Source organism: Acidimicrobiales bacterium (assembly GCA_035512495.1).
Classification (GTDB): Bacteria; Actinomycetota; Acidimicrobiia; order Acidimicrobiales; family CADCSY01; genus DATKDW01.
Map to the genome: position 1 here is coordinate 12,485 of DATKDW010000034.1, position 13,789 is coordinate 26,273.

Sequence of the window (13,789 nt, forward strand, 5' to 3'; positions counted from 1 at the left end):
CCGTGCTCAACGTCGGTACCGGAGAGCTCCTCGTCGTCCTGTTCGTCGCCCTGGTGGTCCTCGGCCCCGACAAGCTCCCCCAGGCCGCCCGGAAGGTGGGCCAGGTCGTCTCCGAGGTGCGCAAGGTCAGCTCCGGGTTCCAGGCCGAGCTCCGCGACGCCATGAAGGAGCCAGTCCAGGGCAACCCCACGATCGAGCGGAGCCCCACCCCGATGGCGACGCCGCCGCCGGTCGCGGGGTCCGAGCGTGATGCCGCCGATCCCACCCTCGCCCCGCCTGAGCCCGTCGTCGACGACGGTCACGGCGACGACGCCGATGGCGAGGCCGACCCGTCGTCGGCAGGAGCCACGGACCGCGACGCCCGTCGGTCGGACTGATGGCGCTGCGCTCGCGCCGCGGCCTCGGCGGCGGGGAGGACGATCCGGACGCCGCGCCCGGGTCGGGCGACGGTGGGCAGATGTCCCTCGCCGAACACCTCACCGAGCTGCGCTCCCGGGTCATCAAGTCGGCCGTGGCCATCGCCGCCGGGGCGGCCGTGGGGTGGATCCTCTACCCGCAGATCCTCGACATCCTCATCGACCCCTACTGCGAGATCCTCCCTGCCGACCGTGAGTGCCGCCTGATCGTCACCGACCCGCTCGAGGGGTTCTCGATCCGGATCAAGCTCGCGGCGTACGTGGGACTGGTGCTGGCGTCGCCGGTGGTGCTCTGGCAGCTGTGGCGCTTCATCACCCCCGGGCTCTACGCCAAGGAGAAGCGCTACGCCATCCCCTTCGTCCTGTCCTCGATCGTGCTGTTCCTACTCGGTGCCGCCCTCGCCCTCTGGTCGTTCCCCCGGGCACTCGAGTTCCTCGTCCAGATCGGCGGGCAAGATCTCGAGCCGTTCTACACACCAGGCCGCTACCTCAGCCTGGTCACCTTCATGATGCTGGCCTTCGGTGTGGGCTTCGAGTTCCCAGTGGTCCTCATGTTCCTGCAGATCGCCGGGGTCCTCCACTGGCGCAAGCTGGCGTCGTGGCGCCGCTACGCCATCGTCATCATCTTCGTGGCGACCGCGGTCATCACCCCGTCTGGCGACCCCTTCACCCTGCTCACGCTGGCGATCCCGCTCTGCCTGTTCTACGAGGCGAACATCCAGATCGGCCGGTTCATCCTGAAGCGACCGTGACCCACACCCCGCCCTACGACTTCCCCCTCGACGACTTCCAGCGCCGGGCCATGGACGCCGTCGACGAAGGCCGCAGCGTGCTCGTGGCCGCGCCCACGGGCTCCGGCAAGACCGTCGTCGCGGAACATGCCGTCGCCGACGCCCTTGCCAGGGGCGGGAAGGCCTTCTACACCACCCCGATCAAGGCGCTCTCGAACCAGAAGTATGCCGACCTCGCCCGTCGCCACGGTGCCGACCGGGTCGGCCTCCTCACCGGTGACAACAGCATCAACGGGGACGCACCGGTGGTCGTGATGACGACCGAGGTGCTCCGGAACATGATCTACGCCGGGTCCGGCGCCCTCGGTGGGCTGCGATGGGTGGTGCTCGACGAGGTCCACTACCTCCAGGACCCGTATCGAGGCCCGGTCTGGGAGGAGGTGATCATCCACCTCGACCCCGGCGTCGGCCTGATCTGCCTCTCGGCAACTGCCTCCAACGCCGAGGAGCTCAGCGACTGGATCAGCACCGTCCGAGGGCCGACGGCGACGATCATCGAGGAACGCCGGCCGGTCGAGCTGCACAACCTGTACCTGGTCGGAGACCGGTCGGCCGAGCGACCGCACCTCCTCCCGACCCTCGTCCAGGCCCGCCCCAACCCGCAGGCCTCCCGCCTCGACGCCGAGGCCATCCGTGGACCGCGTCGCCGGACCGACGAGCGCCCCGGAGGCAGGAGGCTCCACACCCCTCGCCGGGCCGAGGTGATCGACCGCCTCGACGACGAGGGGATGCTCCCTGCCATCTACTTCATCTTCAGCCGGGCCGCCTGCGACGACGCCGTGACCCAGCTCCGCGAGGCGGGGGTGCGCCTGACCAGCCGCGAGGAGCGCGACCAGATCCGCGCCATCTGCGGCGACCGCCTGGCAGGTCTGTCCGGAGCCGACCTCGAGGTCCTCCGCTGGCAGCACTGGATGCTGGGCATGGAGGCCGGCATCGCCGCCCACCACGCGGGGATGGTGCCGCCGTTCAAGGAGGCGGTGGAGGCCTGCTTCACCGCCGGTCTGGTGAAGGTGGTCTTCGCCACCGAGACGCTGGCGCTGGGCATCAACATGCCGGCACGGGCGGTGGTGATCGAGAAGCTCTCGAAGTTCACCGGCGAGCGCCACGAGATGCTCACACCGGGCCAGTACACACAGCTGACCGGGCGAGCCGGGCGCCGCGGGATCGACGAGGTCGGCTACGCGGTGGTGCTCTGGTCGCCCTTCGTGACCTTCGAGCAGGTGGCAGCGCTGGTGTCGACCCGCACGTTCGCCATCTCCTCCGCCTTCCGCCCCACGTACAACATGGCAGCCAACCTCATCCGTCGCTATGACCCCGAGACGGCGCAGCACCTGCTCGGTCTCTCCTTCGCCCAGTACCAGGCCGACCGCGACGTCGTCCGGATCGAGGCAGCCCTCGACCGCAGCGCTGGGCGCCTGGCCCGGGAACGGGAGGGGGTGGAGTGCCGCCTCGGGGACGCCGCCGAGCTGGTCGACCTCGAGCGCCGCCTCGCCGAGACTCGGCGCAACCGGCCCTCGCAGGCCCGGGAGGTCGACGAGGCCTTGGCGCGCCTCACCCCCGGTGACGTCGTGCGGGTGCCTGGCGGGAAGTCGGGGGGTCCGGCGGTGGTCCTCACCGCCACCCGGCGCCACGGCAACGTGAAGCTGAGGGTCCTCACCGCCACGCGTCGGCGCCTCAGCCTCGGACCCGACGACTTCCCCGAAGCGCCCCGTCGCCTTGGGCGCGTCGCCCTGCCCGAGCCGTACCAACCCAACTCCACGGCCTTCCAGCGGGAGGTCGCCGGGCGCCTGGCTCGTGCGAAGCTGGGCTCGGGTACCAGGTCGCGCCACGCCGACCGGCGTGCTGACGCCACCCTCGAGGCCCTCACCAAGGCTGTTGCCGACCACCCGGTCGCCGCCTGTCCCGACCTGGTCGCCCACCGTCGGGCGGCGGTCCAGGTGGAGCGCCTCGAGCGAGAGCGGGAGCGCCTCCACCGGGAGGCCGGCGCCGGCCGGGCATCCCTGGTCCACCAGCTGGAGCGGGTCCTGGAGGTCCTCGAGCGCTGGGGATGCGTCGACGGCTGGTCGCTCACGGACGCCGGCGTCCGCCTGTGTCGGATCTACCACGAGGCCGACCTCCTCCTCGCCGAGTCGATCGGGACCGGGCTCCTCGACGGCCTCGACCCGCCCTCGCTCGCCGGCCTCGTCTCCACCTTCACCTTCGAGGCGCGTGGGCCGGGTGAGCCGCCAGTTCCGTGGTTCCCCTCGGGCGAGGTCCGGACCCGGTGGGCGCGTCTGGTCGCCATGCACGCTCGCCTCGTCGACGCCGAGGAGGCGGCGGGGCTCCCGACGACCCGCCCGCTCGACCCGGGCTTCGTGGCGCTGGCCTACGCGTGGGCGGCCGGTGACGGGCTGTCGGCGATCCTCGAGGACGAGGAGCTCTCGGGCGGCGACTTCGTCCGCAACGTCAAGCAGCTCATCGACCTCCTCCGCCAGGTCGGCGACGTGGCGCCGGTGGCGGCCACCGCGACGGCCGCGAGGGAGGCCGCCGACGCACTCTTCCGTGGGGTCGTCTCGGCCTCGTCGAGCCTGGGGGTCGACGACGATGGCAGCGGAGGGGAGCGATGATCCGCAAGGGTGAGGCGTGGGGCGAGGTCGGCCGGCCCCTCCCTCCGCACGGCGTGGTGGTGCGCTCCGACGCCGAAGCGCGCGCTGTGGTCACCGATGCCCGGCGGTCGGGGAGGCCGGTCCCACCCCTGGGCCTGCTCGGCGGCGACCTGTGCCGCACGCTCGGCGGCCGCGGTGACGAGGCCCGCCTCCGCTCGCAGTCGGCCGCCACCTTCCCCTGTGACCTCGGCGCCGCCATGCTCGACGGACGGCTGCACTGGTTCGTTGCCCACCTCGTCGCCCGAGGGCCATGGTGGCGGGGTCGCGCCTTCGTGGCCATGAACGCCGCCTGGATCGGAGGGTGGAACGTGGGGCCACGGGCCCACCCCGGTGACGGCCTCCTCGACGCGTACGACGCCCGCGTCCCCCTCGTCGAGGTCCTCAAGGTCCGGGCCCGACTGCCCACTGGCTCTCACCTCCCGCACCCGGCGATCACCGGGACGCGTCGCCCAGCGACCCAGGTGCGCCTCGAGCGTCCGCTCACCGTTCGGCTCGACGGTGAGGTCGTGGGCCGCGCCCGCGACCTGTCCCTGCGGGTCGAGCCCGACGCCCTCACGGTCGTCGTCTGATCGTCTCCGCTGGCTTGGTCGACGGGGTCAGGCAATAGGGTGGATGCCGTGGATGTCGAGGACCTGCGGTCGGAGATGGTGGCGCGCGTCGACGCCCTTGCCCCCACCCTGATCGAGATCTCCCGCGACATCCACGCCCATCCGGAGCTCCGCTACGAGGAGCACCACGCCCACTCGGTGCTCACTGCCGCGCTCGGCGACGCCGGCGTGGACGTGACCCCCGGGGCGTTCGGGCTCGACACCGCGTTCGACGCCGTGGTCGGCGCCGAGGGGCCGACGATCGCCGTGTGCCTCGAGTACGACGCCCTGCCGGGCGTCGGCCACGCTTGCGGCCACAACGTCATCGCCGCCGCTGGACTGGGGGCCGGTCTCGCTGCCGCCGCCCTCGCCAGCGACGCCGGCGGCCGGGTTCGCATCCTTGGGACCCCCGCTGAGGAGGGCGGCGCCGGGAAGGCGTACATGATCGACCGGGGAGCGCTCGACGGCGTCGATGCGGCGATGATGGTCCACCCCGCGGATGCCGACCTGCTCTCGATGGACGCGATCGCCGCGGTGACCATGGAGGTCGAGTGGTTCGGCGAGGGCGCCCACGCAGCCGCCTACCCGCACCTGGGCCGCAACGCCCTCGACGCCGCGGTCCTCGCCTACGTCAACATCGGGGCGCTGCGCCAGCACATCGAGGCCACCGACCGGGTCCACGGGATCTTCACCGACGGTGGGCGCAAGCCGAACATCGTGCCCAGCCACGCCGCCATGGAGTGGATGGTCCGCTCCGCGGGCGCGGACGGCCTGGCGCCCCTCCAGGAGCGAGTGGTCGCCTGCTTCGAGGCCGGCGCGACGGCCACGGGGTGCCGGTGCGAGCACCGGGTCGCCTACCGTCCCTACGACGAGATGGTCGACAACCCGGCGCTGGGCGCCCTCTTCGCCGCCAACGCCGCCTCGGTGGGCCGGCACCTGACCGACCCCCGGACCTCCGGCACCCGTGTGGTTGGCAGCACCGACATGGGCAACGTGAGCAAGGTGGTGCCCTCGATCCACCCGATGTTGCAGGTCGCCCCCCGGGGGGTCTCCATCCACACTGACGACTTCGCGCGCTTCGCCGGCGGCCCCGAAGGCGACCGTGCCGTCGTCGACGGGGCCAAGGCGATGGCCATGACGATCGCCGACCTCTGGGCCCGCCCCGGTGCCCTCGACGGGGTGCGCGCCGGCTTCACCCCTCTCGGCGCCGCCGACGGAGACGACCGACGCAGATGAGCATGACCAAGATGAAGGCCAACGACCCGTGCTGGTGCGGCAGCGGCAAGAAGTTCAAGCGCTGCCACAAAGAGGCGATCGACGCCGTGCGCCCAGGGGTGATCAGCCCGATGCGCCCCGTCCCCGAGGAGATCGCCCGACCCGAGTACGTGACACTCGGCTACGTCCGGCACCACCCTGAGCCCCTGGTCAAGAGCGCAGACGTCATCGAGCGCATGCGCCGCGCGGGCATGGAGGCGGCCGACGTCCTCCACACCGTCGGTGCCGCCATCGTCCCTGGCATGACGACCGACGAGATCGACGAGATGGCCCACGAGATGGCCATCGCCAAGGGGGCCTACCCGAGTCCGCTGGGGTACGGCGGTCCCGACAACCCCTACCCGAAGTCGCTGTGCACCTCGGTCAACGAGGTCGTCTGCCACGGCATCCCCGACAGCCGGGCCCTGCGCGACGGCGACATCGTCAACCTCGACGTCACCCTCTACCTCGACGGTGTCCACGGCGACACCAACGCCACCTTCGCCGTCGGCCAGATCGACCAGGCGTCCCGGCGCCTGATCGACGTCACCCGGGAGTGCACCGACCTCGGCATCGGGGCGGTGCGGCCGGGCCGTCCGATCTCCGACATCGGCCGGGCGATCGAGGACCACGCCACCGCCCACGGCTACGGCGTGATCCGCGACTTCGTGGGCCACGGCATCGGCGAGCAGTTCCACACGGACCTGCACATCCCGCACTACTACACCTCCGCCGCCGACACCGTCATGGAGCCCGGCATGACCTTCACCATCGAGCCCATGATCTCCATGGGCACGTGGCGCCAGGTGATGTGGGACGACGGGTGGACCTCGGTGACGGCCGACCTCCGTCGCACCGCCCAGTTCGAGCACACCCTCCTCGTCACCGATGGCGGCGTGGAGATCCTGACCCCGCCTCCGTCGTAGCGGGCGCCGGGCGCACCCGACCGAGCCTCCACCGCGCGGCCGGGGTGCACCCGTAGGCTCCCGGTCGTGTCGCTCGCGCTCGCCCCCACGTACGTCGTCGAGGAGTTCACCGACGAGGAGGCCGACGTCCTGCGGCGCTACGTCACCAACCTCGACGGGCCGGTGTTCGCCCTGGTCAACCTGCCTGAGGTGGTCAAGGGCGCCTTGTTCGCCCGCTACAGCCGCACCCACAAGAGCCTCCGCAGGCTGTTCCTCGACGAGTTCGTCGGCGAGCTCGACATCGAGGGTGACGCCTCGATCGACGCCACCGTGGGCCTCCGCCGGGCCGAAGAGCTCTACGACCGGGTCTTCTTCGAGTACGGCGACGACTCCGTCGCCCAGCTCGGTGGGGTGCACCTGGCCTGCGAGCAGGCCTCCAACGTCTTGACCAAGGTGCTCGAGTGGGGCCGGCTGATGGCCTACCTCGAGCAGTCGACCCGCTACATCGCCTATGACGCCCGTCTCGGCGGCCGCTACCGGTACTTCCGCGACCCCGACGTGCTGGCCTCGCCCCTCGGCACCCGCTACGTCGGCGACATGGACCGGCTCTTCGATGCCTACGCCGAGCTCGTGCCGCTGGTGGGGGAGTGGTGCAAGGAGCGCTACCCCAAGGAGCCCGGTGACTCCGACTTCGTGTACCGGACCTCGATCAAGGCCAAGGCGCTCGATGCGGTACGAGGGATCCTCCCGGCGGGGTCGCTCTCCAACGTGGGCATCTACGGCACCGGACAGGGCTACGAGGCGCTGCTGCTCCGCATGCGGGCGTCCCCGCTGCCCGAGGCCCGCCGCTACGCCGACATGATGCTCACCGAGCTCCGCAAGGTGATCCCGAGCTTCCTCAAGCGCGTCGACCTCCCCGAGCGAGGCGGCGCCTGGTCCGACTACCTCCGGGCCACCCGCGAGGAGGTCGAGGTGGCAGCCGATCGCCTCTTCGAGGGAGTCGAGCCCGGGCCGGCGCCCGAGGTCAGCCTCGTCGACTTCGACCCGGAGGGCGAGGAAAAGGTGCTCGCCGCCATGCTCTACCCGCACCTCTCGCTTCCCGAGAGCCAGATCGCCGAGCGGGTCGCCCGGATGAGCGCGGGGGAGCGGGTGGCGCTCGTCGACGCCTACGCCGGCGACCGGTCGAACCGCCGTCACAAGCCCGGTCGGGCGCTCGAGCGGGTGGCGTACCGCTTTGACATCTGCTCCGACTACGGGGCCTTTCGCGACCTGCAGCGCCACCGCATGCTGACCATCGAGTGGCAGGCCCTGAGCCCGAGGCACGGCTACGCCGTGCCAGAGGCGGTGGAGGCGGCGGGAGCGGCGGAGCAGTTCCATGAGGCCATGGACCGATCGGGCCAGCTCCACGACACCCTCGTCGAGCGCTTCCCGTCCCAGGCCAGCTACGCCGTCAGCCTCGCCTACCGGGTTCGCTACAGCATGCAGATGAACGCCCGGGAGGCCATGCACCTCCTGGAGCTGCGCACCACGCCCCAGGGTCACCCCGCCTACCGCCGTGTCTGCCAGGAGATGCACCGCCTCATCGCCGAGGAGGCGGGTCACCACGCCCTGGCACGGATGATGAGCTTCGTCGACCACGGCGAGACCGAGCTCGAGCGCCTCGACGCCGAGCGGCGCGCCGAACAGCGACGCAGCAGCCGGTAGGGCGCTGGGGTCAGGCTGGCGCTCGGCGGCGACCAGGGTCCCGAGTCGATTGCTCTTTTCTCCACCCTCCTGACCAGCCGCGACGCGCGTCTGCGCAGGTGAGGAGGGGTGTTTCGGATCGGGTCAGCACCTTGACAGTCGCCGGCGCCGCGTGGCATGAAGGCGGGGCACTCCGCCCGAGAGGGTGGTGGCACACAGGGACCGGGAGGGTCCGACGAGCTCAGTAGCAAACGTCGCGGGCGCGCCGGACCGGCGTCCCCCGATGGCCCCAACGGCTCGCCGGGCCCACCCTCCCTGTGCCCGGCCCGCCTCCCGCAGGTTGCACGCAGCGCGGGAGTGGATAGAGTCGCCCGCGCCTCGACCCGATCGCGCAGCGAACCCCCCCCTCCTCCAAGGACTGGCATGGCCGACGACCTCGACGACGATGTGACCGACGATCTCGACGAAGAGATCGACGACGAGGACGACCTCGACGACGACGACCTCGACGACGACGCCTTCGTCGAGGACCTCGAGACCGACGACCTCGCGGTCGATGCCGACACGGACGACGAAGAGGACGACGCGGCCGACGCGGCCGACGAAGAGGACGAGGTCGTCCCCGTCAAGGCCAAGGGCAACAAGGCCGCCAAGGACGACGACACCGACGAGGAGGAGGAGGAGGAGGAGCCCGACCCCGACGACGTCGAGGCCGACCTCGACACCATCTTGAAGGACCGCCTCGTGGTGGCCGACGACGAGGACGATGACGACGACGAGGACGAGGTCCCCGACACCGACGAGAAGGTCGAGGGCACCAAGGTCCGCCCCAGGGCGCCCGGCGAGTTCGTCTGCCAGTCCTGCTTCCTCGTGAAGCACCCGAGTCAGCTCGCCGATCCCACCGCCCAGCTCTGCCGCGACTGCGACTGACCACGGCCGGCACGGCACCCTCGACTTTCATCTGTCGTCCCGATCGGGGAACATCGGGTCGTGAGCAACGACAAGACGCCCCTCGACCGTGCCCTCGATGTGGTGCTCTTCGCCCCCGTCGGCCTCGCCCTCGCCGCCCGGGAGTTGCTGCCCGACCTGGCCGACCGTGGTCGTCAGCAGCTGACCAACCAGGCGACCATGGCCAAGATGGTCGGACAGTTCGCCGTCCAGCAGGGGCAGGTGCAGGCCACCAAGGCCCTTGACGACGCCCGCCATCAGGCCGCCACCGCCCTCGAGCAGCTCGGCCTGCTGGGCGATGCCAGCTCGAGCAACGGGAGCAGCGCCACCACCGCGACGGCACCGGCCACCACGGCACCTGCGCCTGCCGCCCCGGCACCGTCGCCCACCCCGACCAGTGGGCCCGGGGCCGCCGCGCTGGCCATCCCCGACTACGACTCGTTGTCGGCCTCCCAGGTCGTGCCGAGGCTCTCTGGGCTCGGCGCTACCGAGCTCGAGGCCGTGCGTGCCTACGAGGGCGCCCACCGCGGCCGCAAGACCATCCTCAACAAGGTGGCGCAGCTCCAGGCCGGTGCCTGAGCGGCGTGGAGGGCGCTCGCCTCGCCACCCGTGACGACGTGGCCCGCCTGGCCGACCTCGTCGTCGAGGCCATCGCCGAGCAGGCCACTGGTCGGGGCGGACCGGTCTGGTCCCAGCGCGAGGCCCGGGGGGTGCCGGCGGCAGCTTCCCTGGAGGAGGCGGTCGCTGACCCGGACCGCTTCGTCGTCGTCGGTACCATCAACGACGTTGTGGTCGGCTTCGCCGCCGCTCACGTCGAGGAGCTGCGCAACGCTGAGCTCCTCGGTGTCGTCACCGACATCTACACCGAGGCCGACGCCCGAGGCGTCGGGGTGGGGGAGGCCATGATCAACGAGGTCCTCGACTGGTGCCGCGGCCGCGGTTGCTCCGGCGTCGACGCCCTGGCCCTCCCGGGCAACCGCAGCACCAAGAACTTCTTCGAGACGTTCGGGTTCACCGCCCGTGCCATCATCGTCCACCGCAGCCTCACCGGGGAGGCAGGGGCATGAGGCCACCCGAGCTCTGCGTGGGAGCGGTGGCGGTCGACGACGGCAGGCTCCTCCTCATCCGCCGGGGCCACGGACCCGCCCAGGGGGACTGGTCGGTCCCCGGCGGTCGTGTCGAAGCCGGTGAGACCCTCGCCGAGGCCGTCGTGCGCGAGCTGACGGAGGAAACCGGCATCGAGGGTGTGTGCGGGGCGCTCCTCGGGGTGGTGGAGCGCTTCGACGACGACCGCCACTTGGTCATCCTCGACTTCACCGTGCACCTGCTCGAGCCTCAAGAGCCGGTTGCCGGCGACGACGCCTCAGAGGCTGCCTGGGTGCCCCTCCCCGACGTGGGGGAGATGGGCCTGGTCGGGGGGCTCGCGGAGTTCCTCCACGACCACGGCGTCATCCCCACGATCCTTTAACTAGCGGCCCTTCCACTCCGGGGCGCGCTTCTCGATGAAGGCCTTGGGGCCCTCGCTGAAGTCCTCGGTGGCGACGACGCGGCCGAAGCCCTCGTTGGTGAGGCGCCATGCCGACTCGTCGTCGATGAGAGCCCCGGCGCGGACCACGGCCATGCTCTCGCGCACCGCGACGGGGGCGTTGACGCAGATCCGCTCGGCGAGGGCGATGGCGGCCTCGACGGCCTTGCCGTCCTCGACCAGCTCGTTGACCATGCCGAGGGCGTGGGCCCGCTCGGCATCGATCGGGTCTCCCGTGAGAGCCATCTCCATCGCGACCTTCGCTGGAAGCACCCGCGGGAGGCGAAAGAGGCCGCCGGCCGCGGCGATCAGGGAGCGCTTGACCTCGGGGATGCCAAAGGCGGCGCGCGTGGAGGCCACCACGAGGTCGCACGACAGCACGATCTCGCAGCCTCCAGCGAGGGCAGGGCCGTCGACCGCGGCGATCAGTGGCTTGGTGCGCTCGCGACGGGCAATGCCGGCGAAGCCGCCCCGCTCGGTCTGGAGGGCGGCCGCCTGACCGCTGGCGATGGCCTTCAGGTCGGCGCCGGCGGAGAACACCGTGCCCTCACCGGCGATGACGCCGACCCAGGTGTCGTCGTCGGCCTCCAGACGGTCGATGCCCGCCTCCATGGCTGCGGCGACCTCGCCGTTGACGGCGTTGCGGGCCTCGGGGCGGTTGATGGTGAGGACGGCGACGCGTCCGTGCTGGGTGTAGTCGACCATGGCCGGGCACCCTAGTGGGTGCCCGGTGACCCCACTGATGGTCCCGTCACCGACGAATGCCCCGGCGAGGGCCGTCGGCGTCGCTAGCCTCGTCGTCGGTGAGCACCGACGACGGGCACCTCCGGTGTCCCTTCTGCGAGAGCTACGAGGTCGACCGGCTCTACCTGGGGTCGCTCGACCTCGACGCCTGCGTGTGCCAAGCCTGCGGCGCACGGTGGGACGAGCACCGGGGGAGCGGCGACTACGCCGGTCGGGGTTCGAGCTCGTCGGTCCTCAGCCCCCGGCCTGCCTCCGAGCGCTAGGAGGAGGACGCCGCCCCGTCGTCGCCGTCGCCGGGCGACGAGGGCGGTGGTCCGTCGGGTGCCAGCAGCTGGTCGCCGTGGGCCCGGGGGTCGTCACCACGGGGCGTCGCCTCGGTCGTCGCTGCGTCGACCGCCGTCCCCGCCGGGGGTTCGACCGGCTCAGCTGGTGTCGGGGCCGGGGCTGCAGCCGGGGCCGAAGCTGCACTGGCCGGTGGTTCGTCGGCAAGGGGCGCCTGCTGGGTGGGTGCCTGCTCGGCGGGAACGGCCGCCGGGGTGTCCACCGGCGACTCCGGATGAGCCTCGGCTGCCGCTGTTCCTTCGACGATGGCTTCGGGCGCCGCGGGCGCCGCGGGCGCCGCAGGCTCCGCTGCGGCCTCGGGTGTCCGCGCCTCTGGCGGCGCGGACGGCGCCTCGGCCGCTGAGGTCGCGGAGGTCGCGGGCTCGGGGCGGCGGGGTGGGGGAGGGGGGATGCGGCGGCCACCGGGACCGAGGACGGGTGGGCCTGCCGGCGCCGGTCTTGCCGGGGCACCGCCCGAGCGAGTCCGTCCCTTGCCGGGTCGCCCCTTGCCCTTGGGGGCAGGCGCGTCCACGCCGAACAGCGCGGCGATGGCGGGCGAGCGGCCGGCGTGCTTGCGGACCACGACGAGGAGCTCCTCACCAGGCTCGGCCGGAATGCCTGCGGGCATCACGTCGCGCCGCACCGGCGAGTAGGCCACGGCATCGAGCACCGTGGCCCAGCGGTCGGGCTCGATCTCGGCGGTGAGGGCGGCGCCGGCCGCCTCGACCAGGGCGGTCACGAGGTCGGCGGGCAGCACCTCGTTGGGCCGCGGCGGCCGGGCGGCGAGGCGCAGGGCCCGCACCACTCGCCCCGAGGTCACGGAGCCCCGCACGTCATCGATCCACTGCTGCAGCTCGGCGGGGGCCCGCCGGTCGAGGACGGCCTTCAGCGAGTCGGCCATGGCGCGCACCCGCTCGTCCCGGCTGACGTCGTCGGCGCTCACGACCACGGAGCGCAGGTCGCTCAGCGACAGCTCCTCGGCGTCGGCGGCGGCGGCCTCGGCACGGTCGAGCCACTCGGCCAGGCGGAAGCGGGGGAGGAGGTCCTCGGCGATGGCGAGCACGGCCGGGACCGGCACCTCGGGCTTGCCTTCGGCTTTGGCCTTGGTGTTCTGCTCGTTCAGCGCGGTGCGCACCGCCGGCATCCCACCACGCAGGACCTGCTCGGCGATCGGGTGCTGCTCGGGCGGGAGGGCGGCGAGGAGGGCGTCGCGGTGGGTGCGTCGGGGCCGCAGCTTCTTGGCCTTGGGCCGAGGGGGCGGCGGGGCCGGGCGCTCACGGCGTGGACGGTCGGGGCGGGCCCCGCGCTCGCCTTCGGCCCGGGGACCGCGGTCGCCTTCGGCCCGGGGGCCGCGGTCGCCTTCGGCCCGGGGGCCGCGGTCGGGCCGGCCGGCACCGGGACGCCCTCCGGGGCCGGAACGGGGTCCGGGACGGCGGTCTCGGTCGCCCTCACGGCGCGGACGGCGGTCGCCGCGGTCACCGCGGTCGTCCCTGCCCCCCTTGGCCAGGGTGGAGGTGACGGGGGTGAACTCGCGCTCGGGACCGATGACCTCGAGGCGCTCCGGCTCCGGCCGAGCGCCCTTGGGTGGCAGCACCGCCGTGACGGTGATGCCGTCGACGTCGAAGTCGGCGTCGGCCCGCACCACGTCGCCGACCTTGGCGTCGGAGTAGAGCAGCCCGCCGTCGAGGACGCCCTTGGGCTGGCGGGCGCCGGCGGCTCGCCACGTCCAGGTGCCGTCGTCCCTCGCACTGGTGAGCTCGACTTCGATCCGGCGGGACATAGGGCGACAACGCTACCCGCGCCCGGCCGCCGCTCAGAACCGGGTTGGCGGTCATCGGGAGGAGGGCCAGGCGAACGTCTTCGTGCCCCACGCCATCGCGGGGCCCGGCGCGGACGGAGCGCTACCATTTCGTCAAGTTGACGTTATGACGGGGGGTGGCAGGGGCATGGGCGAGGAGCGCGACGACCGA

At 72.3% G+C, this 13,789-nt stretch carries 14 protein-coding genes; 12 read left to right on the top strand and 2 right to left on the bottom strand.

Translation table 11 applies throughout. From position 1 onward, the window contains the following. Positions 1 to 2 precede the first annotated feature (2 nt). The 11 genes from tatB to VMN58_04110 all read left to right on the top strand — a co-directional run bounded on the left by tatB (position 3) and on the right by VMN58_04110 (position 10,697). Complete coding sequence (tatB, locus tag VMN58_04060; protein ID HUF32366.1) at positions 3 to 377, top strand: Sec-independent protein translocase protein TatB; 375 nt, start codon at positions 3 to 5, stop codon at positions 375 to 377. Beyond that, positions 377 to 1,168: a twin-arginine translocase subunit TatC gene (tatC, locus tag VMN58_04065; GenBank protein ID HUF32367.1), complete on the top strand. Its 792-nt coding sequence runs from the start codon at positions 377 to 379 to the stop codon at positions 1,166 to 1,168. Before tatB ends, tatC begins: the two co-directional genes overlap by 1 nt. After that, positions 1,165 to 3,813 carry a DEAD/DEAH box helicase gene (locus tag VMN58_04070; GenBank protein HUF32368.1) on the top strand — a complete coding sequence of 883 codons (2,649 nt, stop codon included), beginning with the start codon at positions 1,165 to 1,167 and terminating at the stop codon, positions 3,811 to 3,813. The genes tatC and VMN58_04070 overlap by 4 nt, the downstream gene beginning before the upstream one ends. Then, complete coding sequence (locus VMN58_04075) at positions 3,810 to 4,421, top strand: hypothetical protein (protein HUF32369.1); 612 nt, start codon at positions 3,810 to 3,812, stop codon at positions 4,419 to 4,421. The genes VMN58_04070 and VMN58_04075 overlap by 4 nt, the downstream gene beginning before the upstream one ends. A gap of 48 nt (positions 4,422 to 4,469) precedes the next feature. Continuing rightward, positions 4,470 to 5,675 (top strand): M20 family metallopeptidase, encoded by a 1,206-nt coding sequence (locus VMN58_04080; GenBank protein ID HUF32370.1) that lies wholly within the window; start codon positions 4,470 to 4,472, stop codon positions 5,673 to 5,675. Next, positions 5,672 to 6,619, top strand: a complete 948-nt coding sequence (gene map / locus VMN58_04085; GenBank protein HUF32371.1) for a type I methionyl aminopeptidase — start codon at positions 5,672 to 5,674, stop codon at positions 6,617 to 6,619. The genes VMN58_04080 and map overlap by 4 nt, the downstream gene beginning before the upstream one ends. A gap of 66 nt (positions 6,620 to 6,685) precedes the next feature. After that, entirely contained in the window at positions 6,686 to 8,302 is a 1,617-nt protein-coding gene (locus VMN58_04090) for an FAD-dependent thymidylate synthase (protein HUF32372.1), read from the top strand. Between the two features lie 402 nt (positions 8,303 to 8,704). After that, a complete protein-coding gene (locus VMN58_04095) occupies positions 8,705 to 9,211 on the top strand; it encodes a DUF4193 family protein (GenBank protein ID HUF32373.1) in 507 nt (168 codons plus the stop codon). A 60-nt stretch (positions 9,212 to 9,271) separates the two neighbouring features. Beyond that, entirely contained in the window at positions 9,272 to 9,808 is a 537-nt protein-coding gene (locus VMN58_04100) for a hypothetical protein (protein HUF32374.1), read from the top strand. Positions 9,809 to 9,813: 5 nt separating this feature from the next. Next, entirely contained in the window at positions 9,814 to 10,296 is a 483-nt protein-coding gene (locus VMN58_04105) for a GNAT family N-acetyltransferase (protein ID HUF32375.1), read from the top strand. Continuing rightward, positions 10,293 to 10,697: an NUDIX domain-containing protein gene (locus VMN58_04110; protein ID HUF32376.1), complete on the top strand. Its 405-nt coding sequence runs from the start codon at positions 10,293 to 10,295 to the stop codon at positions 10,695 to 10,697. Before VMN58_04105 ends, VMN58_04110 begins: the two co-directional genes overlap by 4 nt. Here the strand turns inward: VMN58_04110 and VMN58_04115 are convergent, their stop codons facing one another. Next, positions 10,698 to 11,459 carry a crotonase/enoyl-CoA hydratase family protein gene (locus VMN58_04115; GenBank protein HUF32377.1) on the bottom strand — a complete coding sequence of 254 codons (762 nt, stop codon included), beginning with the start codon at positions 11,457 to 11,459 and terminating at the stop codon, positions 10,698 to 10,700. It abuts the gene before it with no gap. A gap of 98 nt (positions 11,460 to 11,557) precedes the next feature. Here VMN58_04115 and VMN58_04120 point away from each other — a divergent pair, with 98 nt between their 5' ends. Next, positions 11,558 to 11,761, top strand: coding sequence for a hypothetical protein (locus VMN58_04120; protein ID HUF32378.1), 204 nt, complete (start codon positions 11,558 to 11,560; stop codon positions 11,759 to 11,761). On the opposite strand, the gene VMN58_04125 is transcribed toward VMN58_04120, so the two are convergent. After that, the gene (locus VMN58_04125; protein ID HUF32379.1) at positions 11,758 to 13,599 is read right to left on the bottom strand and encodes a hypothetical protein; all 1,842 of its coding nucleotides are present in this window, start codon (positions 13,597 to 13,599) and stop codon (positions 11,758 to 11,760) included. The two genes, VMN58_04120 and VMN58_04125, sit on opposite strands and share 4 nt — an antisense overlap. Positions 13,600 to 13,789 lie beyond the last annotated feature (190 nt).